This window comes from Candidatus Limnocylindrales bacterium, assembly GCA_035571835.1.
GTDB lineage: Bacteria > Desulfobacterota > Binatia > UBA1149 > CAITLU01 > DATNBU01.
On sequence record DATNBU010000037.1, the window covers coordinates 30295 to 56817 of the forward strand.

Here is a 26523-nt window from a genome sequence, read left to right on the forward strand (position 1 = left end):
TTTGGGCCGGACGCGTGAGTGGATAGAACCGAAGCTGGCAGTGCAATGAACGACGGTCCGGCGATATCGGTCAGAAAGACGAGCGTGGTGCTTCTGAAGGCGATGGGCAGCTTCGTCGCCGTCTGCATCGCGCTCGGCGTGTATTTCGATCTGATCAACGGCCGCTTCTCGGGTGCCAGCTTCGTAGCCGAGGTGCTGTGGATCGCAGGGCTGCTCGGACCGCTTCTGATCGGTGGAGTGGCCTCCGTCTGGATGGGCGATCGTTTACGTGGCTCGCATCGGGCGAGCTCCCGTGTCGCGCTCCGCGTAGTGCTCATCGCTCTCGCTTTCGCGTCGGGAGCGCTGACGACGGCCATCGCAATCCGGCTCGTCGTCGCGCATGCACCGGAGAGCGTAGCGGCGCACTATTCGGAGATGACTTCGACGCTCGAGGCAGCGACGGAAAGCATAAGGGCAAAATCGCGCTGATCGCGCCGACGCTTCCTCCGCAAGCGTTCAGCGAGCAGGCGCCGCCATTGTCGCACGGCGCACATGGCTTCAGCGGCATATTTCCAACCTCGTGGGTGGGTTTATCCGCTGCCCAAGTCTTGTCGGACGGCGCAACTCATGAGAATTTTTCGCAAAGGGGGAGCGCGATGCCGGTCGACAAAAGGAGCGTCATGAAAAATTCCCTTTCGATCTTCTTCCTGATGTTCGCGGTCGTTGCATTGCCGGGCTCGAGCAGCGCGGGAGGCAAGGCCGACGGGCGGCCGTGCCATGTTTCCAAGAGCTGCCGGAGCAACTACTGCATCACGCTCCATCCCGAGGACAAGTTCGGCGTCTGCTGCACGCCGCAGGGCTGCCCCGAGCCGAATGCCCAGTGCGGTACGATCGGCAATGCGTGCGGCGTACCGATCGAATGCGGACCCTGTGATCCCGGAAGCACGTGCGTCAACAATCAATGCGTGCCGGCATCGACGACCACCACAACGACCTCGACGACGAGCACGACCATGTGCACGGAATTAGCCTGCGGAAATCTTTCGCTCTGTGGCGAAGGCGCACCCGGCTCCTGCTTCGTGGTCCAGACGCCCGAGACCGGCGCGTGCACGCCGAACTGCGTGAACAACGCGGACTGTCAGACGTTGACGGCGTGCACCGCGACCACCGACTGCGCGCCGGGCCAGGTCTGCGCGATCAAGACGTGCTGCGGCGAGGCCGGTGTGTGTGCGACTCCATGCGGCCAGACGCCGCCGAGCACGTCCACGACCACGAGCTCCACGACCACGACGACGAGCACCACCAGCACCACGCTCGGGTTCCCGAAGAGCTGCGTCGGATTCTGCAACACCAACTCGGTTCCTCCGGGTGACGGAGCCGACTGCTTCTGCAATGACATCGCGTGTTTCTCGCCTACGGGATGCGCCGATTTCTTTACGGCTTGCCCGTTCGTGTGCGACTGAAGACCGGCCGGAGCGCGGCCGGTCTGATCACAGGCACGCTCTGACGGAAGGGTCGTCACCGTACGCGGCGACGACCCTTCCGGCTTTTCCTACGGTGCGAGGCACGGTGACGCGTTGCAGACGTCGACCACCGCGCCGTTCTCTTTCAGGAACTCCGACTTCTGAAGTCGCGCCGCCGGCGTGCTGCGCGGCTTGCTGTGCGGGTCGGAGCCTTCGCGCGGCGGCGAATTCGTCGTCGGCGGCGTCGGAACTCCACTGTCCCACACGACGAGCGCCGACCCGTCGAACGGAAACGCGGGAATTGCCGGGATGCCGAAGTACGGTTCGACGTCCGAATGCCGTCCGGGCGCGAGCGCCGGCTGATAGACATGCGCGCCGATCGTGCGCGCCTCGACCTCGGCCGCAATGTTGGCAACCTGGTGATCACCGAATGCGACATGCATGAGGATGTCGTGCGTCGGCGTGCCCGGCAGCGGGTCGGCGGTCATGTGGTGCGCGTAGCCGTTCGGCTCGCCGCGATCCCAGAGCATCTGGATCAGCGAGAACAGAAGCGGGCGCTCGAGCTGGTTCTGGTAGGACGCGTAAAGGCCGGTCGCATAGGTGTCGAAATCGACGCTGCGCTGCAGCAGCGTGCTGTAATTCATGCCCGGAACTCCGAGCACTCCGCGCCGGATGTCCTGCGCCACGGCCATGACCATGCCGCCTGCAATGCCGCCCTGGCTGTTGCCGTCGTAGTAGATGTTGCTCGTGTCGATGACCGGATTTCCGAGCGCATCCTGGAAGGCCGCGTTCGACACGAATCCGTCCGGATGAATCATCAGGCGGCCGAGGACGAGGAAGTTCAGCGCGGCCTGCTGCAGCCGGTCGGGCAACGTCGGGAAGTTCGAAAGGTCGACGGTTGCGGCCAGCGCCGTCGGAACGTCGGTCAGCGCCATGCCGATCCAGTCCGTCGCGCAGAACACGAAGTTGTGCTCGTTGCCCATCGCTTCGACGTTGCCGGCCCCGACCTCCGATGCTTCGCCGAAAAGGCCGTGACCATAAAGCGACGCACGCGCCGGCACGGCCGTCGCGAGTGCATCGGACAGGGCCGCGCGCGGAATGTTGCAGATGAAGTTGGCCTGCTGCGGCGTCGGCTGTCGCACGGGCAGCCCGTCGGGACCGATGAGGAAGCGCGCGCCGGGCAGCGGCGAGTCGACGTAGCGATCGACGAGGAACACGCCTTCGACGGTGCGGTAGATATTGCTGTCGACGTCGTCCGTTACGCTGGTGACGACGAAGGTCGGAGCCGCCGCACCGAGGCGCGAGAACGCGTCATCGCGCATGTACACGAGCCGGCCGGTCGTGCTGCCGGCACTGGCCACCGTGAAGTCCCACGCAAGGTTCAGATCGCCGCGCGCGACGCCGGCCGCCGCCAGCGTCGTGAACAGCGATTCCATGTGGCTGCGTCGGGCTTCCTTTGCCGCGTTGCCGAGCGGCGTGTCGTCCCTGTAGGCGAGGAAATCCGCCGACGGCGCAATCGGCGCGCCGGCAGAGTCCTTCAGGTTGCGCAGCGCGACAATGTAGCGCGCGCCTTCTTCGAAGTTGACGGCCGGACGCAACAGCAGCGAGCGATCGGCTTCGACTTCGGCAAGCGAATCGAGCTCCGCCCAGAATTTGTGGTGCTCGAGCGTAGCGGCGTTGACGATCACGATCGGTGCATCGGCGTCGAGCGAGCGCGCGATGTCGGTGATCGGTACTGCGCCGGTCTGTACGAGGTCGATGCCGGGAATCCGAAGCGTGATCAGCGCGCCCGGGCTGAAGCCGTCGCTGTAGTTGTAATCGCTCGGCTCGACGGGCCTCGCGGACTGGTTGCGCGGCATGCCGGTCACCGAAAAATGCACGCGCCGACCGGTCGGCGACGCTGCATCGGGGACCGTGAAGTAATCGTTCGGGAACGGATGCATGCACACGCTCGGGTCGAGCGGGTCGCACGGGCACGTGCAGTCGGCGTTGCACACCGAGCCGCCGCAATCGGAGCCCGGAGGATCGCACTGCTCGCTGCCGTTGATGGCGAGATCGCCGCAAAGCGCCGGCACCGGCAGCGTGGTCGTCGTCGTGGTGGTGGTCCCATCGGGCTGGGTCGTCGTCGTCGTTTCGGGAAGTGTCGTCGTCGTTGTCCCGGCATCGTCGCAGCTGGCGGGCGCCGCTGCGGCCCTGGCCTGGAAACGTCCGGCTTCGTCGCGGACGATCGTGCCGCCGAAGTGCAGGCACACACGCAGCGTACCGCTGGCGAACGAGATCGCGATGCTGCCCTGGGACTCCTCATCGAGCGTGATGCCCGAAGCGCGCGCACGAACTTTGATCGAGCCGTCCGCGATGCGTGCGGTTTTTACCGGCGAGCTGCCGTCCGGGGCATCCGGATTGCGGAACCTGTATGCCTTACCGTCAAACGACCATCCGACGGCCGGGAGGATGAACGTTGCGGCCTCGCCGCTCTGCGGGTTGCGGATCAGCAGGCTTGCTCCGGTGATGGTCGGGTCCTCGTCGCTGGCGGCGGACGGGGCGCTGAGGCTCGCATCCTTTCCATCCAGCGACAGCGCCTGCTTGCTGCCGTCTCGGATGGACAGCTGGCGTCCGGTGGCCGGAACGTCGGCTGCCATGGCATCGGTGGCAACGAGGGCGGCGAAGAATGCGCATACGAACGTAGCGAGCAGCGGCATTGGCGGGTCCTCCAGGTCGGATTCGGAACGCCACCACAAAACGCACGGCCCGCTATTTACAACAATGACAGTTAGCGCGACGGCCGCGAATTCCCGTATTTTGCCTGTATCTGGACTTGCTGCCCGGGGCCGGCTGGCCGCTGCGCGGGTGTTCTGGACGATGCCCGATCGAGGGTGCCGGCCGCCGGCATCGACCGGCATCGATTCGCCGCCATCGACCGGCATCGACTCGGTGCGGTCGTCGCCGCACGCATACGGCGACGACCGTTCCGTGGTTGCTTACGGAGCGGTGACCGCCTTGAGGATGCCATTCGCATTGCGGCGGACGTCGTCGGTCCCGTACGACCCCTCGAAACATGAGCCGTCCTGGATCTGCAGCTGCACGCGGATCGGAAGCGACACCTCCGGCACCGGAAGCGGCAGCGCCTCGCCGGATGTTTTCACGCCGAGCTTTGGAGCGTCGCCTACGCGCAGGTCGATCGCCGAAATTGCGTCGGTGCGGCTGCGGAAGCGCATGCTGCCGCTGCTGTCCACGCTCCATCCCGGCTCGAGGTAATAGTCGTTGATGCTGTCGGAGTAGAGCAGCACCGGATCGACGCCCGATTCGTCGAACACGCAGAGCCCGACCTCGCTCGATACGTCGGGTCGCGCGATCTCCGAAGGCGCTACCGGGCCGCCGTCTTTCCAGTCCCAGCGAAGCGATCTGCGCGCGCTGCCTTCAACGTTCTTGATCGAGAATTTCGTCGTCGCGGCGCGGCAGTCATCGCGCGGGCCCACGCTGCAGCCGCCGGAACCATCGCAGACCGAGCAGGAAGGGCAATACTGCGAGAACGCCGCTACGCACTGGCCGGCGTGGCATGTCGAGACGACTGCACACGGATCGTCGGACTCGCACGGCGTCCAGTCGGGTACCGGCTCGCAAACGGCCGGATCGCCTTCGCAGCGCTGGCACGAATCGACGCTGCAGCCGTCCGGCGGCTCGAGCGCAGGGGGTGCGCAGCGCACGCCGAACTCATCGTACGGAGCGTAGCCGAAGCATCCGTGCGGCGTCGGTGCGAGAAAACCATCGGTCGCCATATAGGTGTTGCCGTCCGCGGCGACGGCTCCGTCGAGCCCGCCGAGACCGCAGTTCGGAAACGATCCGGTACCGTCCATCTGGATCGCCAGCGTCGTGGAATCGAATGATCCACTTCTTTGTTCGGCTCCGCCCGGCAGCGAGTACACCGTCAGAGTCCCGTCGGCGGCCTGCACGAATTCACTGCGGCTTACTCCGGTCCCGTCGAAAAGGCCGCTCGTCCCGCGAATCCCGCGCAGCCACGTGCCGCTGAGATCGATGCACTGCGCAGTTTCGACGCCGCTTGCGCACGTACCACCGCTGCACGCTCCGCCGGCAACGCAGAGGCTCGGGTCTTCGCACGGCGTGGCGTCGGCGACCGGCGTGCACGTGGATGGCTCGGCGGTGCATTCGTTGCACACTTCGACCAGGCACTTGAAGTCGCAGCCGTCCCCATTCGCCGTGTTGCCGTCGTAGCAGGCGCATCGTTCGAGCGTCACATTGGAAGTCACGTACTGGCAGAACGAGAGCACGCACTGGAACGAGTGCCGCACGCCAGTAAGCGTCGATTCATCCTCGGAGACGACGAGCGAGTACGACTGGGGAAAGTTCGGATCGGTGCTCGCAACTTCGACGTTGCTGCCGTCAATCGATCCTTGCAGCCCGTTCAACGTAACCGAAGTGCCGGACTGCACGATTGCGTACTTGGCGTTTCTGACGTCGCGCCAGTGACCAGTCAGATCGATGGCCGCAGCCGCAGGTGCCCAGACAAGGACGCCGAGCAATACGGCAAGCGACGACGTGAGCACCGTTTGCGACAGTCCGCGGCCGGCGAGGTTCGACATTCGCAAGCTATACGCGGCCGTCTCGAGTCGAGTCAACCCGGCTCGCGGCCTGCCCGGATTCAGGGGTCGCGACGAAATCGTCGGTGGTCCGGGAGCTGTTCAACGGCAAAACACGAGCGTCACCGTTCAGGACACGGATTCAATCTCCATTTCGAAGACTTGCGATCAGTTGTTCGATCGCGCGCGGTTCGGGTGGCTTGACGATGTGGTGGTCGAACCCGGCTTCGGACGTACGCCGCCGGTCCTCGGATTGTCCCCAGCCGGTCACTGCCGTCAGCACGACGTGTTTCAGGCTCGGCTCGGCGCGAATCCGGCGCGCGACTTCGTAGCCATCCATGCCGGGCATTCCGATGTCCAGAAAGACGAGGTCGGGAGCATAGGCCACGGCCATCTCGAGGCTGGATGGCCCGTCGTGCGCGACGCAAACTTCGTGACCCTGGAGACGCAGCAACATCGCGAGGCTCACCGCGGCATCTTCGTTGTCGTCGACCACCAGCAGCCGGAGGCCCGACGGGCGTACCGCTTTCTGCGCCGCTCGCTCGTCATTCGTTTCGGCGCATTCGTCGGCACGAACGGCGAGCGGAAGGCGCACGGTGATCTCCGAGCCTTTGCCGGGACCGTCGCTCGACGCTTCGACAGTGCCGTGGTGCATTTCGACGAGCCGGCGGACCAGAGTCAGCCCGACGCCGAGGCCTCCCTGCGAATGCGACGCGGTGTGATGTCCCTGCACGAACAATTCGAACACGTGCGGCAGCAACTCGGTCGCTATGCCGACGCCGTTGTCGCGGACCTCGAGCACGGCCACATCGTCGATGCGCCTGGCGCCGAGCCAGATCCTTCCGCCCGGGCTCGTGTACTTGGCCGCGTTCGTCAGCAGGTTGCCGACGACCTGCGCAAGCCGGACAGGATCGGCATCGAGGAGCATCGATTCGGCCGGAAGCGAGATCTCGAGCCTGTGCCGCTGCGAGTCGATCAGCGGCTGGCAGGTTTCCACGGCGCGGGCGACGACGGTCGCGAGCTCGACCGGTTCCATGCGAAGGTCGATCTTTCCGCGCATCACGCGTGAGACGTCGAGAAGATCGTCGACGAGTCGCACCAGGTGATGCACCTGGCGCTCCATCATCTCGCGGGCGTGCCGGGCCATCCCGTCGTCGATCCGCGGCATGCGCAGCACTTCGAGCGAGTTGCGGATCGGCGCCAGAGGGTTGCGAAGCTCGTGCGCGAGCGTGGCAAGGAATTCGTCCTTTCGCTGGTCGGCCTCACGAAGCTCGCGGCTGACGCGCGCCAGCTCTTCCTCGGCCTTCTTCCGCTCGGTGACGTTCTGCACGTACACCGAAATGCCGCCGCCCGGAGCCGGATAGACATGCACCTCGTACCAGCGGTCGTGGTCGGGATAGTAATCGACCATCGAGCCCGAAACGCGCCCGGTCGCGACCTGTCGGAAGCACTGCTCGAAGCGGCTGCCGACGAGCCCCGGGTATTCTTCCCAGACGATCTTGCCGAGAAGCTTTTCCGGCGGCAGGCCGACGACGCGTTCGGCCTGCGGATTGACGTACGTGAAGCGCCATTCCCGGTCGACGGCATAGAACGCATCGCCGATGCTTTCGAGCACGTTGCGGGTGATCTGCTCGCTCTTGTTGCGCTCGTTTTCGGCGTGCACGCGCGCGGTGATGTCTTCATGGATGATGACGACTTCGGCGATGGCACCGCTTGCGTCCCTGACCGGAAAGATGACGGCCGACAGCCAGCGTTGCGGATCCTCGATCTCGGTAATCCCGGGGATGGTGTCGTTCGGGTTGTACTGGGCCGCCGGAACCCTGGTGGTCTCGCCGGCGAAGGCCCGGCGGATGAATTCGAGCGCGCCCGACTGCTCGAGCTGCGGATCTTCCAGAATGTTGTACCCGGCGAGCTGTTCGAGGCGGACGCCCCAGAGCCGTTCGAAGGCCTGATTGACGCGAATCGTACGCCCGTCCGGCGAGAAGACCTGAATGCTGAACGGAGCCTGTTCGAGCAGGCTGCGATAGCGATTCTCGTGCACGGCACGGCGACTGTAGCGCGCCGCCCGCCGGGCGAAAAGCAGCGGCGGCACGATCGGCCTCGGCCAATTCCCCAGTCACCCCCGCACGTGCTACTGGCGCGGGGTCCGGAGGTCGCCATGAGATTTCACACGGTCTGCATTTCGTTCACCCAGGAATCCGACGGGGAGAGGATCGGACAGATGGTCGCCGCTGCACTCGGCTTCCGCTTCGTCGACGAGGAAATCATCTTCAAGGCGGCCGACCTTGCGGGTGTGGAGCCGGAGCGCGTTGCGGCCGCCGAACAGAAGCCGCCGCTGCTCGAACGCGTGCTCGGAATCCTTTCGTCGGTCGAGCCGCTGGTTCGAAGCTCGCCGGGGCCGGGTCGATCGTCTGCGGCCTCGAGCGACGAGCTTCGCGACATGATCCGCGCGGCGATTCACGAGGTCGGCAAGCTCGGCAACGTGGTGATCGTCGCGCACGGCGCATCGATGGCTCTTGCCGGTACGCCGGGTGTCCTGCGTGTGCTGGTCACGGCGCCGGAGGAGGTCCGCATCGATCGTCACGCCGAGCGGCGCATGCTCACGCGGGTCGACGCCAGCGAGTCCGTCACGAGCTCGGACGATGCGCGGCGCGACTACTTCCAGAGCTTCTACAAGATCGAAGACGAATCGCCGACGCGTTACGATCTCGTGTTGAACACCGAGCTTCTTTCGGCCGAGCTCGCGACCCGGCTGATTGTTGCAGCCGCGCTCGGTTGAGCCCGCGCGCGATTCGCGACCGCGCCGCGGTCGATGTGCTTTGGCCGCCCCGCGGACAGAACCCGGACAATTTCGCGCCGGCGGCAAGCTGATCTAAGCTCTGCCGATGTCGACGACCGAGACTCCCCGCGCGGTGCGAAAGCTTGCTGCCATCGTCGTGGCGGATGTCGTCGGCTACTCGCGGCAGATGGGTGCCGACGACGTAGGAACGCTCGGCCGCGTACGCTCTGTGCGCACGGAAATCCTCGATCCGCTGATGCGCGAGCACGGCGGCCGCATCGTCAAGCTGATGGGCGACGGCATCCTCGCCGAATTCGCGAGCGCGGTGTCGGCAACGGCCTGGGCCGTCGGCGTGCAGCAGGCGCTGGCGAAGAGGAACGAAAGCGTCGCCGAAGCCGACGTCATGCTGCTGCGCATCGGCGTCAACATCGGCGACGTGATCCTCGAGGACGACGATATTTTCGGCGACGGCGTGAACGTGGCGGCGCGGCTCGAGCCGCTCGCTCCAAAAGGCGGCGTCTGCATTTCAGCGGCAGTGCACGATCATGTGGCGGGCAAGGTCGGCGTCGAGTTCGTCGCGCGCGGGGAGCGGACGCTCAAGAACATCGCGCGGCCGGTTGCGATCTGGTGCTGGTCGACGCAGCCGCTCGAAGAAGAAACGGTCGTTGCGACTGTGCGCGAGAAAGGTCGCAAGCCATCCGTCTGCGTGCGTCCGTTCGACGTGGCCGGCGGGAGCGGCGACGCGACCTTGCTGTCGGCTGCAGTCTACGACGCGACCGTGCTCGCGCTGTCCAACCTTTCGGGCATCACGCTTCTCGCCGATCCGGGCGGGGCCGATTTCCTCGCGAGTGCGACGATCCAGGCGGTCGGCACGCGATACCGCGCCACCGTGCGGCTCGTCGACAACAGCACCGGACAGCAGTTCTGGTCCGACCGCTTCGACGGTGACCTGTCCGAAATCTTTGAAGCGCAGGACGATCTCGCACTGCGCATCTCGACGGCGCTGCGCTACTCCATCTATGACCGCCAGGTCCAGGAGACCGAGCGCATTCCGGTGTCCGAACGAACCAGCGAGATGATCTTCGCGCGCATCGGGCGGACGCTGGCCGGCGGTTTTCGCTCGGAATGGCCCGACGCGGGGCCCGCGCTCGATACGATTCTCGCCGCAGATCCGTCCGATGCGGGCGCGCATGCTATGAAAGCATGCTGGCACCTGTACGAGGTCTTCTACGGATGGCGCGAGCTTGCAGCCGAGGATCGCAGCGCGGCGATCAAGGAAGCGCGCCAGGCGGTCCGGTGCAACGAGCAGAACGATTTCGCCCGCCTGACGATGGCGCTCGTGCACATCTACGCCGAGAACGATCCGCAGCGTGCGCTGCGCGAATGCGAGCGCGCTCTCGAGCTCAGCCCGTACTTCGCGATGGGACGCTACGGCCAGGGGCTTGCGCAACTGTTCGGCGGCGATGCCGAGCGCGGGTTTACCAACTGCGTCGCGGCCGCGCAGGCCAGCTCGCGCAACGTGATTCATCACCGCATGCTGCAGGGCGCGGCGCTGGCCGCATTCCTGTGCGAGCGCAGCGCCGAGGCCTTCGAGATCGCGACGCGCGCCGATCATCTCCAGCGCGACGTCGCGCCGACACTGCTGATTCTTGCTGCGGCCGCTGCCAGTGCCGGCCGTGCGAACGAAGCAGCCGCAGCCGTCGGGCAGCTCCTCCAGCAGTTTCCGGATTTCACCCTCAGCGAGATGCGCCGCTGGCCGTTCCATCGCGACGCCGACAACGAGCGCTTCGTTGCAGCGCTCCGCAGCAGCGGGCTCCCGGACTGAACGCCGTCAGGCCGCGTCGCGATTGCGCAATGCAAACATCTTCGGCTCGTACGCATCGGCCGGAAGCTGCATGTCGACGACGCCGTCCTTGGCGAGCCAGTCGTAGTTGCCCTTCATGACGTTCGCCGTCACGGCTCCCGAAGCGGCGTCGTCATTGCGCCACAGCGCGCGGAACGACGCCTGCACCTTGCGCCGCGACAGCGCGCAGAACAGGTCGGCGAGCCTCATCGCTTCGGCAGCGTTCGGATCACCGGTCTCCTTCATCTGCCGTGCGCGCGAGCAGACGACCGACATTGCGAACAGCTCCATGACGATGTCGACGGTGCGGAACAAGAAGGCCTGCTTCCGTTCCATCTTCGCCTGGTACAGCGCCATCGCGTGGAAGCTCGAGCGTGCGAGCTTGCGTGCGCCGCGATCGACGAAGCGGATGTGGCCCGCGAGCTCGCCCCATTCGCCGTACTGGAACGGAGTGGCGAGTCCCTTGAGCCACAGCGGCGGATACCATCCGGCATAAAACGCCATGATCGAAGGCATCGCCGACATCTTCATGGCTGCCGTCGACTTGGGATCGATCATCGCGCCTGCGACCTGGAGGTGCTTGTCGACCGCCTCGCGCGCCATGAACAGGTGCATCACTTCGCTCGAGCCTTCGAAGATCAGGTTGATGCGGCTGTCGCGCATCATGCGCTCGATCGGGATGCCGGTCTCGCCGCGCTCGCGCAGCGACGTCTCGTTCTCGTAGCCGCGACCGCCGCGGATCTGCAGCGTTTCGTCGATCATCTTCCAGCCCTGGACGCTGTTCCATTCCTTGGCCGCTGCGGCCTCGAGCCGGATGTCGTAGCCGCCGCGCTGGGCCATGTTGGCGGTGATCTTGGCGATCGAATCCATCGCGAACGTGACTGCGGCAATCGATGCGATCTTGTTCGAGATGGCCTCGTGCTTCCAGATCGGCACGCCCCACTGCGCGCGCGCGGCCGACCAGCCTTTGACGACTTCGAGGCAGCGCTTGGCCGAGCCGACGCACGCCGCCGGCAGCGAGAGGCGTCCGGTGTTGAGCGTCATCAGTGCGATCTTGAGACCCTGTCCCTCGGCGCCGATCAGGTTCTCCTTCGGTACGCGCACGTCGGTGAACGAGATGACGCCGTTGGCGAGCGCGCGGAGACCCATGAAGCGGCTGCGGTGCTCGACCTTGACGCCCGGCGTATCGGCATCGACGACGAACGCGCTGATCTTCTTGGTCTTCGGATTGCGGGCCATCACGACGAACAGCTCGGCGAGCGTGCCGTTGGTGCACCAGAGCTTCTCGCCGTTGAGCACCCAGAAGTCGCCTTCCTGCTCGCAGGTGGTCGACAGCGACGACGGGTCGGAGCCGACGTTCGGCTCGGTCAGCGCGAAAGCCGAGATCGCGCCCTTCGCGCAGCGCGTGAGGAATTTCTGTTTCTGCTCTTCGGTTCCGAAATCCTTGAGCGGCTGCGGCACGCCGATCGACTGGTGCGCCGACAACAGCGCCACGAGGTTGCCGTCGTAGCTGCCGATCAGCTCCATGGCCTGGCAGTACTCGGTCACGGAAAAGCCGAGCCCGCCGTACTTCTTCGGGATCTTGATCCCGAATGCGCCGAGCTTGCGCAGCCCGTCGACGACGTGGTCCGGATACTCACCGGTTCGATCGATCTCGGCCGAATCGACAGCGTCGCGCAGGAACGCTTCGAGGCGGTCGAGCCACTGGACGAACTCCGGGTTCTTGTTCGCGTCGATCGGGAACGGATGCACGATGTCGAGCGGAAGCTGCCCCAGGTAGAGCTCGCGAATGAAAGCGCGCCCCGCCCATTCCTGCTCACGGGACTCTTCGGCTACCCGCCGGGACTCTTCTTCGCTGCCGATGTTCTTCGCGGTATCTGCCATGGTCTGCGCCATCCTTCCTGCTTGAGGCCTGCTTGAGGTTTCTGCGTCGAAATTCTGGAACCGGACCCGGCACCTTAGCCTCGGCGCCACTCCAAGTGGAACGGCGCAGCGGAGCCGGGCCTGGCCGGTCACGAGCAGCCGGAGCGCCGACCGCGACCCCGCATCGGCCTGCGCGGCCGTGCGGCTGACCGCCGGTTTTCCACGGGAATGGCCTGACGCAGCGGCCTCGGGGACCGCTGGACATGGCCTGCGACGCGGCGGATACGTGCGCGCAGTGCCACCGGAGCTTCGCCACTACCTTCTGGTCGAACACGTTGCCGGCTCGGCGGTTTTCAACTTCCTGATCAACGCGCTGATCGCGTGGCTGTCGTTTCGCCACGAGCCGGCTGTACCCCTGTGGGGCCAGCAGAGCATCATCGGAGATCTGCTCGGCACGACGATCATCCTGCCGACGCTCACGTGTCTGATCGTGACCCGCATCGTCCGCATGCATCTTCGCCGCGGGCGCATCCAGTCGACGGGATTCACCGGCGCGGCCGGCAATGTTCTCATCCGGCTGCCCGAAGGCGCATTCCTTCGCGGGCTCACGGTTGGTGCCGCAACGATGGCGGTGTTTGCGCCGCCGATGATTCTTGCCCTCGTCGCGTCCGGCATCGGCGGGCTCGATGTCGCAACCTTCGTCTGGTTCAAGGCCGGTTACGCAGCACTGATGGGCGCAATGGTGCAGCCGGTCATCGCGATGTGGGCGATCATGTACGGCGCCGGGCCGGAGCCCGTGCTCGAGGTCAGCCGCGACGGAGTTGCCGGATGAAAGTTGTCCGAAGCGTCGATCACATCTCGTTTTCCGTTCGCGATCTCGACACGTCGCTTCGCTTCTATTGCGATGTGCTCGGGCTCGAGAAAGCCCCGCGGCCGGATCTCGGCTTTCCCGGCGCTTGGCTGACGGTCGGCGACGCGCAGGTCCATCTCCTGCAGGTGCCCGAGGGCTTCGACGGCGGCACGCCTCCGCCATCGCTCAACCCGCTTGCGAGCCACGCGGCATTCGGCATCGACGATCACGCGGCCACGCGCGATCACCTCAAGCGGCACGGCCACGAGATCTTCGAGCTCGAAGCCAGCGGCCAGATGTGGGTCAAGGATCCCGACGGCTACATCATCGAGCTGATCTCGAGCCGCCGCTGATCCGTAACGCCCCCAGTTTTCATCCGAGCGTCAGCAGCGGCCGTTCGCGAAGCACGCGTCCCATCGCCACGCGGGCAGTCACGGCAGCGATCAGCGGCAGCACGATCGCCACGGCCATGAGCGGCAGCCATGCCGGATGCCAGTCGACGTCGAGAACGCTGCGCGCGAGCACGGCGCACGCGCCGATACCGATCGTGCATCCGGCCAGCGCGGCGACGGCGCCGAGCGTCGCGAACTCCATCGCGATGCTGGTGCGAAGCAGCCCGTGGCGGGCGCCCAGCACCTTCATCAGATTGATATCCCAGCGCCGCTCGTCGGCTTCGTCGCGGGCGATCGCGAACACCAGCATCAGTCCCACGGCGAGCGCCGTCCACGCGGTGGCGGCCACGGCCCAGCGAAGCTGCGTGAGCAGGCCGAGCGCGCGCTCCACGCCGCGCGTCACGTCGATCATCGAGATGTTCGGAAATTTCTCGACGATCGACGCCTGAAGGCGCTCGCGCGCCGCGCCGTCGAGGGCCGGGATCGACGCGAGAAACACCGTCGGCGCCGCCTCGAGCACGCCCGGCTGGAACGATACGAAGAAGTTCGGCTGCAGGCTGGTCCAGTCGACCTCGCGCAGGTTGACGACGCGTCCTTCGACCTCGACGCCCTGCACGTCGAAGCGCAGCCGGTCTCCGAGCGCGAGCCCGAGGCGGCGCGCGAACTCCTTCTCCAGTGAAATCTGCGGCAGCGAATTCGATTCGACGCTCCACGTTCCGTCGAACGGAGCTCCCGCAACGATCTTCTCCGTCGTGTGCAGGTCGGCCTCGTACGTCAGGTTGTAGCGCCGCGCGCCGGGGTTCTCGCCGCTTCGAAAACCGCCCGAAGGTTTCTGCGCGGCCGCGTCGCCGGCCGGCGCGTCCTCGGCGCGGACGGTTTCGCCGTTGATGCTGAGCAGACGTGCACGCACCATCGGCGCGAGGCGCTGCCAGTCGGTGCCCGCAGCTGCGAGATGCGCGCGCAGCGGCCCGGTCTGCTCGGGCTGAATGTCGAAAAGAAACAGGCTCGGAGTCGTCTCCTTCCCCGGCGGAATGAGCTGCTGGGTCAGGATGGAACGCAGCTGCGGCGGCAGTCCGAGCAGCAGCGCCGTCATCGTCAGCGCCACGAACGCCGTGCGCGACGCGCGCCGATGCGGAGAAAGCTGGCGCAGAGCGAGCCGGATCGACAGCCGTGCGCGCACGCTCGCGGCAGCGACGAATGGAAGCAGCACGCGGCCCGCGCCGGCGGCCGCGCCGAATGCCACGAGCAGGACCGCTGCGAACCATGCTCCGTGACGGGGATTGCCGACTCTTTCTGCCGCAAGCACGAACAGCAGCGCGACGGCCGGCAGAGTCCACAGCACGTCGCGCGGGCGGCTGCGAAGAGCGAGATGGGCCTGCTCCTGAAACAGGTCGGCCACTCGCAGCGTTGCGAGCCGCGCGAGCAGCGGAAGGCATGAGACGGGGCCGACCGACAGCGCAACGGCCAGCGCGACGGCCGCGTCGCGCACGCCGACGCCGAGCGCGAGCTCGGCGGGAAGCAGGTCCGCCAGCAGCCATGCGGCGGCCGGCAGCGCGAGCATCACCGCGACGATCGCGACGACCGCGGCGATGGAAGCGAGCACGCCAACTTCGGTCATCAGAAGGGCCTGCGCGTAGCGGCGCCTCGCGCCGAGGCTCATGAGGATCGCGAGGTCGGCAACGCGTCTGCGCAGGAACGCATGGAACAGATAGGCCGACGCGACTCCGGCAAGAGCCAGTGCCACGAGCGAGACCAGGCCGAGATATCCGGTCACGCGCGAGTAGCCGCCGGAAATCTCGGAGACGGCCTCCTCGTGGCTGATGATTCGTACGCGCGCATCATGAAGTGCCGATCGCATGCGCGCGGCAGCGGCGCTCGCGCCTCCATCAGCGCGAGCACCGTCTTCGAGCGCGACGAGATGCTGGTGCTCGACGCGGCTTCCGGTGTCGAGCAGTCCCGTCGCGGCCAGAAGCGAGCCCGCAACGTACAGACGCGGCGCAAGCGACGCGGCGCGCACCGAAAGCCCGGTGTCGCGCACCAGCGTGTCCGCAATGCGGAACGTCCCGGTGCCGATCCTGATTGCATCGCCGACGTGGACGCCGAGCTGTTCGAGCAGGGACGGATCGGCCCACGCGTCTCCGCGTTCGAGCCCGTCGCGAACGGCGTCGCCCGCGACGCCTCCGTTCGCCAGCACCAGACCGCCGTAAAGCGGAAAATGCCGGTCGATTCCGCGCAGCTCGACGAGGCGCGCGCGCCCGCTGCCGGAGACCATCGAGTACAGCTGAACGAGGTCTGATGTTTCGACACCGCTCGATGAAGACGAACCCGAGCCGTTTGCGCCGCCCGAGGAGTCAGGCGCTGCAGCTGCGGCGTCGATCCGTGCAGTCTCATCGGCGCTCAGCGCGTGAGGCGATGCCACGCGGATGTCCGCGCCGAGCAGGGCCTGCGACCTTGCCGTGAGCGTGCGGCTGACCGACCCCTGCAGCGAATCGAGCAGCAGCGAGCCGCCGAGCCCGAGCGCCAGGTTCGCAATGAAGAACAGCGAGAACGCCCGCTGCTGCCGCAGGTCGCGAAGCGCGAGCCCGAGGAGCGTCAGCATCGGCTCGAAGGCACCCGGCCGGCGCGCTCGGTGGCCACCTGCTCGCGCGGAGTCGTCAGGGCATCGTCATAACCGTCGTGCAGCCGGCCGTCACGGAGCACCATCGAGCGCGCACAGCGCGACGCCAGCGCTGCGCTGTGCGTGACGAGGACGAGCGTCGTCGACGTGCGCTCGACGAGCTCGAACAGCACATCGGCGACGGCGCCTCCGGTCTTTTCGTCGAGGTTGCCGGTCGGCTCGTCGGCGAGCAGGAGCTCCGGCTCACCGACCAGCGCTCGTGCAATCGCAACGCGCTGGCGCTCGCCGCCGCTCAGCTGCGCAGGAAAATGATCGAAGCGGGCGCCGAGACCGACGGATTCGAGCGCGCGGTCGGCGCGCCCGTCCGGATCCTCGCCGTCGCGAAGCTCGAGCGGCAGGCGCACGTTTTCGAGCGCCGTCAGCGACCGGATCAGGTGGAAATGCTGGAAGACGATTCCAACCGTGCGCGAACGGAAATCGCTGAGCTGGTGCTCGCCGGCCGACGCAAGGTCGACGCCGCCGACCTCGAGCGTTCCCGAGTCTGCGACGTCGAGGCCGGCGAGCAGTGCGAGCAGCGTGGATTTTCCGCTGCCGGACTCCCCGGCGACCGACACCGTCTGGCCGCGCGCGACGACCAGATCGATGCCGCGCAGCACCGCAAGCGGTCCGGCCGTGGTCGCAAAGCTCTTGCATAGACCCGCCGCGCGAACGACGGCGTCTCCTGAGGAAAGGTCGCGCGGGATGCTCACTTGCCGGCGTCCGCCGGCTTGAGCGATTCGAGCACGGGAACCAGATGCTGCTCGACGAGCTTTGCGACGATCACGTAGCCTGCTGCGTTCGGATGCAGTCCGTCGGAAAGGTTCAGGGCCGCGTCGCCGGCAACGCCTTCGAGCAGGAACGGCAGCAGCTTCACGTTTTTCTCGGACGCGAGCGATTGAAAGGTCGCTTCGTAGCTCGCGGTAAACGCGTTGCCGTAGTTCGGCGGCATCTTCATGCCGGCCAGCAGCACGGTGATTCCGTTGCTCTTTGCGAGATCGATGGCGGCGCCGAGATTCTTTTTGGTCTCCGCGGGATCGATGCCGCGCAAGCCGTCGTTGGCGCCGAGCGCCAGTACGAGAACGTCCGGCTTCGTGCGCAGCTGCCACGTGAGGCGCGATACGGCGCTCGCCGACGTCGATCCGCTGACGCCGGCGTTGATCACCTGCACGTCCGGCCAGCCGCGCTTGCGCAGCGACTGCTCCAGCAGTGCAGGCCAGGCCTGCTCAGGAGAGAGGCTGTACCCTTCGGTCAGCGAATCGCCGAGACAGACGATGCGCGGCGAGCCCGCGCCCGCCGTGGCCTCGGCAGGTGCAGTCGCGCGGGCTATCGGAACCGCGATCGTCGCCGCGAATACGAATGCGGCAATTCGCCGGTGGAGCATGGCGCAGAGGCTACCAGCGACGCAAAGGGCACTCGACCCGAGGCTTTACACGCACGGCCGGACAGGCCCGATCACCGTGTCAGGTCTTCCGCTCCGTTGGCCGCGCCGCCGGCTGCGCTCTTCGCACCGTTGGCCGCGCCATGTGCCGCAGACCGCGTTCCGTTGGCCGCGCCGTGAACCGTCGACCGCGCGCCGGCAACAGGATGCCCGTGCACGGTGTGGTCGACGCCGTTGGCGGCCCCGTGAACGACGTGCTCGGTCGCATTCGCGGCGCCGTGCACGACGTGTTTCGTCCCTTCGGCCGCGCCATGCACGACGTCGCTGGTCGCATCGGCGGCCTTGTGAACGACGTTGTCACCCAGCGCAGCAACCGGGACGAGACTTCCCACCGCGATCGTGGCGGCAAAGACGAGTCGGGAAGCGATGCTCGATTGGGTTACCTTTTCTGCAGTTTCCATACGTCGAGCTTAGGCGCCTGATCCCGGGCGGCAAGGCGCCCGGACAATTTTGCGCCCGATGCGGGTCAACGTTCGCGACCCGATCGAAGCGAACAGCCTCATGCGATCGTGCTGGGACTCCATCCGGGTTTCTGCAATCGTCCGCGTTCATGAAGCGGCGATCGCAATCGGGGCACGAGCGTCGCCGCCGGCACTTCGGCCGCAGCTTTGTCGTACGCGCGTGCGTCGCGGCTCTCATCGCAAACGTTCTCGCCGCCATTCCCTCGATCGCGCAGGAAACTGACGTGCAGGACGCCGAGCTACGCAAGGCTGTCCTGGCGAGCCTTCCGAAAGATGCGGCGCGCAGGCAGTTCGGCGCGATCACGCTGGCCGCGCCCGGCAAGGCCGAAGTCATCGGCGAATACTGGAAAGGCTGCTACGCGGGCGGACAGCAGCTTCCGCCGTTCGGCGATCACTGGCAGGTGATGCGCCTTTATCGCAACCGGAACTGGGGAACGCCGATGCTGATCGACTTCCTCGAGAAATTTTCGGCGAAGGCTGCCGCCGCAACGGGATGGCCGGGCATCCTGATCGGAGACATGTCGCAGCCGCGCGGCGGCCCGATGCTGACCGGACATGCATCGCATCAGCTCGGCATCGAAGCCGACATCTGGCTGCGGCCGATGCCGGATCGCAGGCTGACGCCCGAAGAGATCGGCCGCATGATGTCGACCGATCTTCTGCGCGCCGACCGCAAGGATGTGGATCCGTCACGCTACACGCGCCAGCATTTCGAAATCCTGCGCGCGGCGGCCGAGGAGCCCGGGGTCGCGCGCGTGTTCGTCAACGCGGCCATCAAGAAAGCGCTGTGCCGCGACGCCGGCAGCGACCGCAAATGGCTGAACAAGGTGCGGCCGGTCCCCGGCCACACGTACCACTTCCACGTCCGGCTGGCGTGCCCGAAAGACCAGAAGGAATGCATCGAGCAGATCGCGCCGCCGCCCGGCGACGGATGCGGCAAGGAGCTCGACTACTGGTTCACCGACGCCATCCTCAAGGCGAAGCCCGGCAAATCGTCGAAGGCAATGTCGATGGCGGCGATGCCGAAAGCCTGCCGCGCGCTGGTCGCACCGCCGGAAATCCGGGACAGACACTGATTTCCGCAATTCGGGGACAGACACCGATTTCGGTAAAGCGGCGTCTGTCCCCGATTCATCGGATCAGCCGCGGCGCGCCATCTCCCACAGCGCGAGCGGGCGCATGCCGAACACCGACTTGCGCTCGTTCAGGTACGCGCAGTAGCAGTCTGCGCAGTCGTGGTGCTGCGCATTTTCGAGCGCGGGCCCGAGCCCGTCGCGCACGAGGTTCTTCGGCTGGAAGTTGGCGTCGTGCTGGTTGCACGGGTGCACGTCACCGTTGGGCTCGATGTGCACGTAGAACCGCCCCGCCATGCAGGTCGACTCGCCGCCCCCGGTATTCTGCGAGATGTCGCCGTAATCGTCCCAGTCGAGAACGTTCTCGTAGGTCGCAGCCGAAAACATCAGCCGGCGCCCTTCGCGTTTCAGCTCGCCGAGCCGGCGGTGCATCGCGCGGATCTGCTCGTCCGTCAGCGCGAAGTCCTTGACGGCGTCGTCGTAGTACTTGCGCCCCGAGACCGCGGGCTGCGAATGGAGCCCGATCCCTCGCGCTTCGCAGAAGTCGAGCATCGGCTCGATCTCGTCGAAGTTGTCGCGGGTGACGACCATATTGATGAACAGGTTGATGCCGCGGCTGCGCGCGATCTCGATCGCCTCGCAGACGCGTTCGTGGACGCCGGCGCCGCGGATCCGGTTGGTGTGGCCGGGCGTGGCCGAGTCCAGGCTGAACACGACTTCGTCCAGGTGATCGAACAGCTCGGGTTTTTCGACGAACTGCAGTCCGTTGGTGACCACGGCCGTGACGATCCCGGCCGCCTGCGACGCGGCGCACAGCGTCCGGAAATCCTGCCGCAGCGTCGGCTCTCCGCCCTGGTACTTGATGCGCATGGTGCCGTGCGCGCCGAAGCCTTCGATTGCGCGGACCCACTGCTCGGTCGTCATCAGCTCGATCTTGACGTCGGGGCACCGGCAGTACGCGCAGCGCAGATTGCATGCGTTGAGCAGCGAGGCCTGGACTTCGAACGGATGCAGCTTCCGGAATCGATGCGCCGCGTAGCGGGCGGCAAATCGCAGGTGTCGTTCGGAAAGCATCGTCTCAGTCTCCCTTGGCGAGCGGCGTTGAAGGTGTGCGGCCGAGAATGCGCGCAGCCGCAGTGCGCGGCACGAGCAGCAGTGAATACCATGTCAGCCCGGCCATCGTGCCGGCCGCCATCCCGAGCTGCCAGCGGCGATCCTCGCCGAGCGTCGTCGATGCGAACAATGCGAGGAACGCGGGCACGACGAAGCCCGCTGCGGCGGCGATGGGCCAGTGCCAGTGCGGCGTGGCAAGAAGCGCCAGCGCCAGCGCGGCCACGACTACTGCGAGCACCGGCATCACGAAGAAGTGATACAGGCGCAGTGCCTGCACCAGGTGCCAGCGCAGCGGCGCAGCCGCCGGCCGCGTGCGGCGCAGCTCGAGAAGATATCCGGTGCCGCGACGACGGCGGAACGTCATGAAGTCGCGCATCGTCTGCGGCACGCGCAGCTCGATCGCCAGCGCATGGCGGCAAAGGCGTACGTCACGGCCGCGCGCGCTGGCGAGCAGCCCGAAGCGGATGTCGTCGGCGGTGCAGTCGCCCGGCAGCGCGTCGACGGCGCTCGAGCGCAGTGCATAGCAGACGCCCGACACCTGCCCGTTGCCGAGTGCTTCGCCTTCGAGCCACCACAGCGAATTGAGCAGCCACCAGTGGATCCGTTCCTCGATGAGCCGCGTAGCAGGGCGCACCCGCGCTCCGACCACGTCGGTCGCGGGATGCTTCTGAAGCGTTTCGACGAGTGCGCGCAGACAGCCGGGGTCGAGCTCGGCATCGGCGTCGGTCACGACGACGATCTGCTGGGAAAGGCCGGAGAGCACGGCATTGAGCTGGTCGGCCCGGCCGCGCGCATCGCTCACACGAACGAGCGTGACGGGATCGCCGCTGTCGCGAGCGGCCTCGACCAGCGCGGCGGTGTCATCGCTCGAGCCGCCGTCGACGACGATGATCGCGAGCCGCTCGGCCGGATAGTCGGCGTTGCGAAGGTTGGCCAGCTTGCCGGCAATGAATCGCTGCTCGTTGCGGACCGGAATGACCACGGCGATCTCGGGGAGGGCGGCCCCTGCGTACGCTGCGGCCCCGGGTTCACTGGAAAGCGAAGCGCGATGCGAGTGCAGCGACCGCCGCCGCCCGGCGGTCGCGACGAGGAACGCCACATAGCCGAACACCGACGACCAGAGCACCGCGGCAGCGGCCAGAAAAGCAAAGCGCAGCATTTCGAATTCCCGTCGGCGGTCCTTACGCGTTCGGTTTCGCGCTGTCACGGGCTTTCGCATACCACCCGGGGCGATCGAGGCGATTCGTGATAGGTCTCGACGCCGCATCGCGGGGAGGATTCGCCGCGTCGCATCTGCACGAGGAACAGCCGACCGTGACGACTTCGCAAACGCCGTCGCAGACCGAAGCGGGAGCGCAAGGCAGGCGTATGCCGGCGGCGATCCTGCTCGGGCTCGCGGTCGTTGCAGCCATCGCCGTGCGGGCGCTGTATCTCGATGCAAAGCCGTTCTGGCGCGACGAGGCGTGGGTTGCGCTGCTCGCGGACCACCCCGCGCGGGCGATCCTCGAGGGGCGGCCCGTACCGTTCGGATTCCTGTGGCTGATACGGCTCACGCGGGCGATCGTTCCGGGACCGCCCGAGATCAGCTACCGGTTCGCACCGTTCGTCGTCGGCATTGCAATCGTTCCGCTGCTGGCACGCATGGCGTCGGTTTTCGGCGCGCGGCGCTGGGTGGCGGTGGCCGCGGCGTGGATCGCCGTCGGCCTCGTTCCGCTCGTGTACTATTCGCGCGAGCTCAAGCCGTACGACATCGACATGGCTCTGGCGATCCTGGTGCCGATGCTCGCGATCGTGAGCTACGACGGGCGGGCGCCAGGCGCCGGAGCGCGCATTGGACTGCTGGCGCTTCTGATCGCGGCGCCATGGATCACGTATGCCGGCATCTTTCCGGTTGCCGCGCTGCTGTCGTGGGGCTGGCTTGTGTGGGCACGGCGCGCGACGCCTTCCGGCCGGCGCGATCTGTTCCTCGGCAGTGCGGCGTTCGCCGTCTCATTCGTCGCGTCGTACGTGCTGACGATTGCTCCGCAGGCGTCGAACCCGCGACTGCAGATCTACTGGAGCTCGCGCATGATCGGCAGCGCGGAGGGTCCACTGTGGAGATCCGTCGCGACCGGCGCGTGGGACTACGTGCGGCTTTCGACCACGTATTTCTTCGACCGCCAGTGGCTGCCGATGTCGGTGCTCGCCGCGATCGGTGCGGTGACGTGGCCGCGCCGCCACCGCATGATGCTCGTCTGGATGTATGCGGGCTCGGCGGTGTTCTGCATCGCTGCAGCGGCGACCGATCGTTACCTGATCGCGCACGGCCGCCACCTCATGTTTGCGATGCCTCCGCTGATTCTGTGGTCGGCGCAGGGTTTGTGGACGCTCGCCCGGCCGTTCGGACGCCTGCGTCCGGTTCTCATGGTCGCCCTTCCCGTAGGACTGGCGACGTTTCTGTCGGTCGGGTCCGTCGCCAGGCGCGTCGGCCCTTATCGAACCAACATCACCGAGTTCTTCCGCTACGACACGCTTCAGGATGTCGACGACGCCATTTCCGCGGCGGCGCCGCTGATCGATGCTGCCGACCCGGTGATGGTTTCGCTGCGCGCGTCGTACGCGTTCCAGTTCTATCGCGATGGTCGTCTGCCGCAGGCGACCTACTGCGAGATCGCGTGCCCCGACTGGACCGATCGTGCCGCGCCGTGGCTCGACGCGATCGACGGCCGTGCGTGGCTGTTCCTGACCGACGAAGAGGGGAAGTGGATGGGACCTTTTCTGGCGGCGAACGGATTGTCGCACGACGAGCGCGTGTCGGTGCGCGGTGCGCGCGTCTGGGAGCTTCATCGAACGGGCGCGAAGCCCGATCGCAGCGGCGACGACGCGCCCGCTCGCAGCGGGCCGACGGATCCAGGCAGCGAGTCGCAGGATATGCAGTAGCCGCGGCGCGAACCGGGTGGCTACGCATGCGGCCGGTCCGTGTTAAGGTCCGGCGATGCCCGCGCTCCGCCAGACTGCTGCTTCCGGGTTTGCGGCACTTTCTGTCGACGAGCTGACGATCGATGACGAAGCTTCGTTTCGCCATGTCGCGCTCTACGCGGAGCTGAAGCAGGTGCTGCGCGCGGCGACGTACCGTTTTCGCGTGCTGCCATCTGCGCCCGGCGGACAATGGGAGCGCGCGCTTCTGCTCAATCTCGTCTTCTGGCAGGCCGATGCCGGAGGCGACGTGCTCGCCGACCGTCACCTGCCGGCGGACGTCGTCGCGCATGCCGCATGGCATCACCTCGCCAGCCGCGCGGTGTCCGGCAACGACGCACCAGCGAGCGCAGGCGCAATGCTTCTTGGTGAGGCGATCGCCAGCGCATTCGATCTCTATCTGATCGGACGCCTGCTCGGACAGGCGCCGCAGTCGTCGTTCCTGCAGACCCAGGTCCCGGCGATGGCGGAGGCAGCCATGGCCGCAGGACTTCCGGACACGGAGTTCGAACGGCTTCTTGCCAGTGTTGCCTGCGAGCCCGAGCTCGCGTTCTCCGATCTTCGCGAGCTGCTGTCGGATGTCACGTCGGCGCTGTTCGCCTGCGACTCGGCGGAAGCCGCGCTCGGCGCGCTGGCACGTTTCGAGACGCACCGCTTTGCATCGCTGCTGCACCACTACGAGCTTTCCAACTGGATCCTGCATGCGCGTGCCCACGGACATCCGTCGGCGCTCGCCGACGCGCGTGTCGAGGCCGTCGATTTCGCGATGCGCTCGGCGCCGGTTGCGCTGGACTGGCTGGTTGCGCAGTGGGTGCTGCCAGCGCAGCAGTGCGCGCAGCCCTCTGCGCACTGATCACAGCGGAGGAGGGAATCCCTTATGATCAAGCTCGTGTACGTGATTCGCCGACGTGCCGACCTGACGCCGCAAGCATTCCGCACGCGCTGGCTCGCGCACGGCCCGCTGGTAAGCGAGGTGGCCGCGGCCATTCGCGCTCGCCGTTACATCCAGAGCCACACCATCGATACCCCGCTCAACGCCGTGCTGGCGGATTCGCGCGGCATGGCCGAAGGCTACGACGGCATCACCGAAGTCTGGTGGGACAGTATGGAAGAGCTGGTCGCGGGCATGGGCTCCGCGGAATCGCTCGATGCCCGGAGGCGGCTTCTCGACGACGAACGCGAGTTCATCGATCTTGCACGCTCGTTCGTCTTCCTGACCGAGGAACATCCGATCTTCGACCACGCCTGACCGCGGCGTCAACTGCGGCGCGCACGTGCCGGCTATTTGCCCGGCCCGACCGGGACTTTCTCGGCAAGGCTGTTGATCACGTCGTCCGACGCCTTTCCGCCCTTGCAGCTCGGGTGGCCGAATCCGCTCACGCTCGTTCCGTCGCGGATGTCGAGAATCATGTTGTCGGTGACGTTCTTCGCAACGCCGACCGGGACCGCGTCGAGGTTGAGCGCATGGCGGACCTTCCATGCGACCACGTGATCCGCGCACGAAGTGTCGCCGCTTACGCCAAGCCCGCCGACGATCTTGCCGCCCGAATCATAGAGCGCGAGTCCGCCGCCAAAGACGACGATGCCGCCGATGGGCTTGCCGATCATCGGATCGTCGGCCTGCCCGAATTTTTCCGGGCTTCCGCCGTAAGCGGCGTCCGGGTTCGGCGGCGCGCTCGCCGTCAACCCGAAAAGGCTCTGTCCCGGCTGCGATGCGAAGTAGAGGTTGGCGGTCGACAGCGCGAAGTTCGGTGCGCTCAGTGCGTTTGCCGTGCTGGCTTTCTCTGCGGCGATCACGCGGCTGCCGGGCCATTCCGCCGAGCGATCGGGACCGCTGAATACCACGGCGCAGACGATGCCGTCGCGATTGACGACGGCGGCCCACGACGGATTGCCCATGCCCGTGTTGGCATCGCTGCCCTCGCCGGTGATCGTTTGAAGTACGCCGCGCAGATCATCGTGCGACGGCAGCCCATCGCAGGTTGCGGCGGGCTGCGCGAGCGCACGCGTCGCGCCGAGCAGGAAGACGGCCAGAAAAAGCGTTCGCATCGGGTTGCCTCGCGATCATTCAAACTCCATCCACGATGCTGTTCCACGGTGGCCGGCGAGAATTTTCCGCAGTGGAGCGGCTCACGGGACGCGTTCGAGTGGCGAGAAGCGATTGCGCGGTGCCCATCTGCGGGTAGGAAACTTGTCGCGGAGAGCGCGGCTGCGCGCGCTGCCGTATCGTTATAGACGGGAACGACTGTGGCCGCGGACGATACCGAAGACGACGAAACCGAAGACACTGTAGTGGTCGCGATCGAAGACTCGATCGATCTTCATACGTTTCGTCCGCGCGAGATTCCGGCCGTCGTCGAGAGCTATCTCGAAGCAGCACGTGAGGCAGGATTTCGAGAAGTGCGGCTCATCCATGGGCGCGGCACGGGATTCCAGCGTGACCGCGTACGCACGGTGCTCACCGGGCACCCCGATGTGGAGTCGTTTTACGATGCACCGCCCGAGCGTGGAGGCTGGGGCGCGACGGTCGTGCTTCTTCGTCCGCCAGCGTGAGTCCGGGGTGGCCCGATTCGCGACGCCGGGGGGTCTGATAGGCTTGCCGCCAATGCGTATCTGGGTCGATGCGGACGCCTGTCCGGCCGTTGTCCGCGAAATTCTTTTTCGCGCGAGCGCGCGACTTCGCTGCACGATGACGCTGGTTGCCAACCGCACGCTTCGAACTCCCGATTCGTGCGACTGGATCACGTCGGTGCGCGTCGCCGATGGTTTCAATGTGGCCGACCGTTACATCGTCGATTCGCTCGAAGCCGGAGATCTCGTGATTACCGCGGACATTCCGCTTGCCGCGGAAGTCGTCGACGCCGGCGCGTATGCGCTCAATCCGCGCGGCGAGCTCTACACGCACGACAACGTCCGGCAGGCGCTTGCGGCGCGCGACCTGCTCGTGACGCTCCAGGGCGACGGGCTCGTGACAGGCGGGCCGGCGCCGCTCAATCATGCCGATCGCCAGCGGTTCGCGAACGCGCTGGATCGTTTTCTTTCGCAGCATGCGAGACAGTGAAT

At 66.5% G+C, this 26523-nt stretch carries 23 protein-coding genes; 12 read left to right on the plus strand and 11 right to left on the minus strand.

What is annotated here, in order from left to right; genetic code table 11:
- The first annotated feature begins 84 nt into the window (after positions 1 to 84).
- Together VN634_15980 and VN634_15985 are read left to right on the plus strand one after the other, a co-directional pair.
- Positions 85 to 468: a hypothetical protein gene (locus VN634_15980; protein ID HXC52381.1), complete on the plus strand. Its 384-nt coding sequence runs from the start codon at positions 85 to 87 to the stop codon at positions 466 to 468.
- 191 nt (positions 469 to 659) lie between these two features.
- A complete protein-coding gene (locus VN634_15985; protein HXC52382.1) occupies positions 660 to 1442 on the plus strand; it encodes a hypothetical protein in 783 nt (260 codons plus the stop codon).
- An 89-nt stretch (positions 1443 to 1531) separates the two neighbouring features.
- Here VN634_15985 and VN634_15990 read toward each other — a convergent pair whose 3' ends face one another.
- From VN634_15990 to VN634_16000, 3 genes are all read right to left on the minus strand, one after another.
- A complete protein-coding gene (locus tag VN634_15990) occupies positions 1532 to 4141 on the minus strand; it encodes a hypothetical protein (protein HXC52383.1) in 2610 nt (869 codons plus the stop codon).
- Positions 4142 to 4420: 279 nt separating this feature from the next.
- Complete coding sequence (locus VN634_15995; GenBank protein HXC52384.1) at positions 4421 to 6040, minus strand: hypothetical protein; 1620 nt, start codon at positions 6038 to 6040, stop codon at positions 4421 to 4423.
- A 139-nt stretch (positions 6041 to 6179) separates the two neighbouring features.
- Positions 6180 to 8129, minus strand: a complete 1950-nt coding sequence (locus VN634_16000; protein HXC52385.1) for a PAS domain-containing protein — start codon at positions 8127 to 8129, stop codon at positions 6180 to 6182.
- Between the two features lie 66 nt (positions 8130 to 8195).
- Here VN634_16000 and VN634_16005 point away from each other — a divergent pair, with 66 nt between their 5' ends.
- Positions 8196 to 8816 carry a cytidylate kinase-like family protein gene (locus tag VN634_16005; GenBank protein HXC52386.1) on the plus strand — a complete coding sequence of 207 codons (621 nt, stop codon included), beginning with the start codon at positions 8196 to 8198 and terminating at the stop codon, positions 8814 to 8816.
- Positions 8817 to 8922: 106 nt separating this feature from the next.
- Positions 8923 to 10641, plus strand: a complete 1719-nt coding sequence (locus tag VN634_16010) for an adenylate/guanylate cyclase domain-containing protein (protein HXC52387.1) — start codon at positions 8923 to 8925, stop codon at positions 10639 to 10641.
- Positions 10642 to 10647: 6 nt separating this feature from the next.
- Here the strand turns inward: VN634_16010 and VN634_16015 are convergent, their stop codons facing one another.
- Positions 10648 to 12543, minus strand: coding sequence for an acyl-CoA dehydrogenase family protein (locus VN634_16015; protein HXC52388.1), 1896 nt, complete (start codon positions 12541 to 12543; stop codon positions 10648 to 10650).
- Positions 12544 to 12808: 265 nt separating this feature from the next.
- Here VN634_16015 and VN634_16020 point away from each other — a divergent pair, with 265 nt between their 5' ends.
- Both VN634_16020 and VN634_16025 read left to right on the plus strand, forming a co-directional pair.
- Positions 12809 to 13354 carry a hypothetical protein gene (locus tag VN634_16020; GenBank protein ID HXC52389.1) on the plus strand — a complete coding sequence of 182 codons (546 nt, stop codon included), beginning with the start codon at positions 12809 to 12811 and terminating at the stop codon, positions 13352 to 13354.
- On the plus strand, positions 13351 to 13725 hold the full coding sequence (locus VN634_16025) for a VOC family protein (protein ID HXC52390.1): 375 nt from the start codon (positions 13351 to 13353) through the stop codon (positions 13723 to 13725). Before VN634_16020 ends, VN634_16025 begins: the two co-directional genes overlap by 4 nt.
- 19 nt (positions 13726 to 13744) lie before the next feature.
- Here VN634_16025 and VN634_16030 read toward each other — a convergent pair whose 3' ends face one another.
- From VN634_16030 to VN634_16045, 4 genes are all read right to left on the minus strand, one after another.
- Positions 13745 to 16363, minus strand: coding sequence for an FtsX-like permease family protein (locus tag VN634_16030; GenBank protein HXC52391.1), 2619 nt, complete (start codon positions 16361 to 16363; stop codon positions 13745 to 13747).
- Positions 16357 to 17130, minus strand: coding sequence for an ABC transporter ATP-binding protein (locus tag VN634_16035; GenBank protein ID HXC52392.1), 774 nt, complete (start codon positions 17128 to 17130; stop codon positions 16357 to 16359). The genes VN634_16030 and VN634_16035 overlap by 7 nt, the downstream gene beginning before the upstream one ends.
- On the minus strand, positions 17127 to 17801 hold the full coding sequence (locus VN634_16040; protein HXC52393.1) for an arylesterase: 675 nt from the start codon (positions 17799 to 17801) through the stop codon (positions 17127 to 17129). The genes VN634_16035 and VN634_16040 overlap by 4 nt, the downstream gene beginning before the upstream one ends.
- Before the next feature lie 71 nt (positions 17802 to 17872).
- Positions 17873 to 18259 (minus strand): hypothetical protein, encoded by a 387-nt coding sequence (locus tag VN634_16045; protein HXC52394.1) that lies wholly within the window; start codon positions 18257 to 18259, stop codon positions 17873 to 17875.
- 284 nt (positions 18260 to 18543) lie between these two features.
- Here VN634_16045 and mepA point away from each other — a divergent pair, with 284 nt between their 5' ends.
- On the plus strand, positions 18544 to 19395 hold the full coding sequence (mepA, locus tag VN634_16050) for a penicillin-insensitive murein endopeptidase (protein HXC52395.1): 852 nt from the start codon (positions 18544 to 18546) through the stop codon (positions 19393 to 19395).
- Positions 19396 to 19458: 63 nt separating this feature from the next.
- On the opposite strand, the gene VN634_16055 is transcribed toward mepA, so the two are convergent.
- Positions 19459 to 20466: a radical SAM protein gene (locus VN634_16055; GenBank protein HXC52396.1), complete on the minus strand. Its 1008-nt coding sequence runs from the start codon at positions 20464 to 20466 to the stop codon at positions 19459 to 19461.
- 4 nt (positions 20467 to 20470) lie between these two features.
- Complete coding sequence (locus tag VN634_16060; GenBank protein HXC52397.1) at positions 20471 to 21664, minus strand: glycosyltransferase; 1194 nt, start codon at positions 21662 to 21664, stop codon at positions 20471 to 20473.
- Between the two features lie 155 nt (positions 21665 to 21819).
- Here VN634_16060 and VN634_16065 point away from each other — a divergent pair, with 155 nt between their 5' ends.
- The 3 genes from VN634_16065 to VN634_16075 are packed head-to-tail and all read left to right on the plus strand — an operon-like array spanning position 21820 to position 24709.
- Positions 21820 to 23424 (plus strand): hypothetical protein, encoded by a 1605-nt coding sequence (locus VN634_16065; GenBank protein HXC52398.1) that lies wholly within the window; start codon positions 21820 to 21822, stop codon positions 23422 to 23424.
- A gap of 55 nt (positions 23425 to 23479) precedes the next feature.
- Positions 23480 to 24313, plus strand: a complete 834-nt coding sequence (locus VN634_16070; GenBank protein ID HXC52399.1) for a hypothetical protein — start codon at positions 23480 to 23482, stop codon at positions 24311 to 24313.
- Positions 24314 to 24337: 24 nt separating this feature from the next.
- Entirely contained in the window at positions 24338 to 24709 is a 372-nt protein-coding gene (locus VN634_16075) for an EthD domain-containing protein (GenBank protein HXC52400.1), read from the plus strand.
- 32 nt (positions 24710 to 24741) lie between these two features.
- On the opposite strand, the gene VN634_16080 is transcribed toward VN634_16075, so the two are convergent.
- Positions 24742 to 25509 (minus strand): heme-binding protein, encoded by a 768-nt coding sequence (locus tag VN634_16080; protein ID HXC52401.1) that lies wholly within the window; start codon positions 25507 to 25509, stop codon positions 24742 to 24744.
- 198 nt (positions 25510 to 25707) lie between these two features.
- Between VN634_16080 and VN634_16085 the strand changes: the two genes are divergently transcribed.
- Positions 25708 to 26013, plus strand: a complete 306-nt coding sequence (locus VN634_16085; protein ID HXC52402.1) for a Smr/MutS family protein — start codon at positions 25708 to 25710, stop codon at positions 26011 to 26013.
- 52 nt (positions 26014 to 26065) lie between these two features.
- Positions 26066 to 26521 (plus strand): YaiI/YqxD family protein, encoded by a 456-nt coding sequence (locus VN634_16090; protein ID HXC52403.1) that lies wholly within the window; start codon positions 26066 to 26068, stop codon positions 26519 to 26521.
- The last annotated feature ends 2 nt before the right edge of the window (positions 26522 to 26523 follow it).

Excerpts from the sequence above, each read along its gene's own strand:
- VN634_16045 (HXC52394.1), bottom strand. The coding sequence starts at position 18,259 with ATGGAAACTGCAGAAAAGGTAACCCAATCGAGCATCGCTTCCCGACTC.
- VN634_15990 (HXC52383.1), bottom strand. The coding sequence starts at position 4,141 with ATGCCGCTGCTCGCTACGTTCGTATGCGCATTCTTCGCCGCCCTCGTT.
- VN634_16005 (HXC52386.1), top strand. The coding sequence starts at position 8,196 with ATGAGATTTCACACGGTCTGCATTTCGTTCACCCAGGAATCCGACGGG.
- VN634_16040 (HXC52393.1), bottom strand. The coding sequence starts at position 17,801 with ATGCTCCACCGGCGAATTGCCGCATTCGTATTCGCGGCGACGATCGCG.
- VN634_15985 (HXC52382.1), top strand. The coding sequence starts at position 660 with ATGAAAAATTCCCTTTCGATCTTCTTCCTGATGTTCGCGGTCGTTGCA.
- VN634_16055 (HXC52396.1), bottom strand. The coding sequence starts at position 20,466 with ATGCTTTCCGAACGACACCTGCGATTTGCCGCCCGCTACGCGGCGCAT.
- VN634_16060 (HXC52397.1), bottom strand. The coding sequence starts at position 21,664 with ATGCTGCGCTTTGCTTTTCTGGCCGCTGCCGCGGTGCTCTGGTCGTCG.
- VN634_16075 (HXC52400.1), top strand. The coding sequence starts at position 24,338 with ATGATCAAGCTCGTGTACGTGATTCGCCGACGTGCCGACCTGACGCCG.
- VN634_16025 (HXC52390.1), top strand. The coding sequence starts at position 13,351 with ATGAAAGTTGTCCGAAGCGTCGATCACATCTCGTTTTCCGTTCGCGAT.
- VN634_16015 (HXC52388.1), bottom strand. The coding sequence starts at position 12,543 with ATGGCAGATACCGCGAAGAACATCGGCAGCGAAGAAGAGTCCCGGCGG.
- VN634_16090 (HXC52403.1), top strand. The coding sequence starts at position 26,066 with ATGCGTATCTGGGTCGATGCGGACGCCTGTCCGGCCGTTGTCCGCGAA.
- VN634_16070 (HXC52399.1), top strand. The coding sequence starts at position 23,480 with ATGCCCGCGCTCCGCCAGACTGCTGCTTCCGGGTTTGCGGCACTTTCT.
- VN634_15995 (HXC52384.1), bottom strand. The coding sequence starts at position 6,040 with ATGTCGAACCTCGCCGGCCGCGGACTGTCGCAAACGGTGCTCACGTCG.
- VN634_16080 (HXC52401.1), bottom strand. The coding sequence starts at position 25,509 with ATGCGAACGCTTTTTCTGGCCGTCTTCCTGCTCGGCGCGACGCGTGCG.
- VN634_16010 (HXC52387.1), top strand. The coding sequence starts at position 8,923 with ATGTCGACGACCGAGACTCCCCGCGCGGTGCGAAAGCTTGCTGCCATC.
- VN634_16030 (HXC52391.1), bottom strand. The coding sequence starts at position 16,363 with ATGCTGACGCTCCTCGGGCTCGCGCTTCGCGACCTGCGGCAGCAGCGG.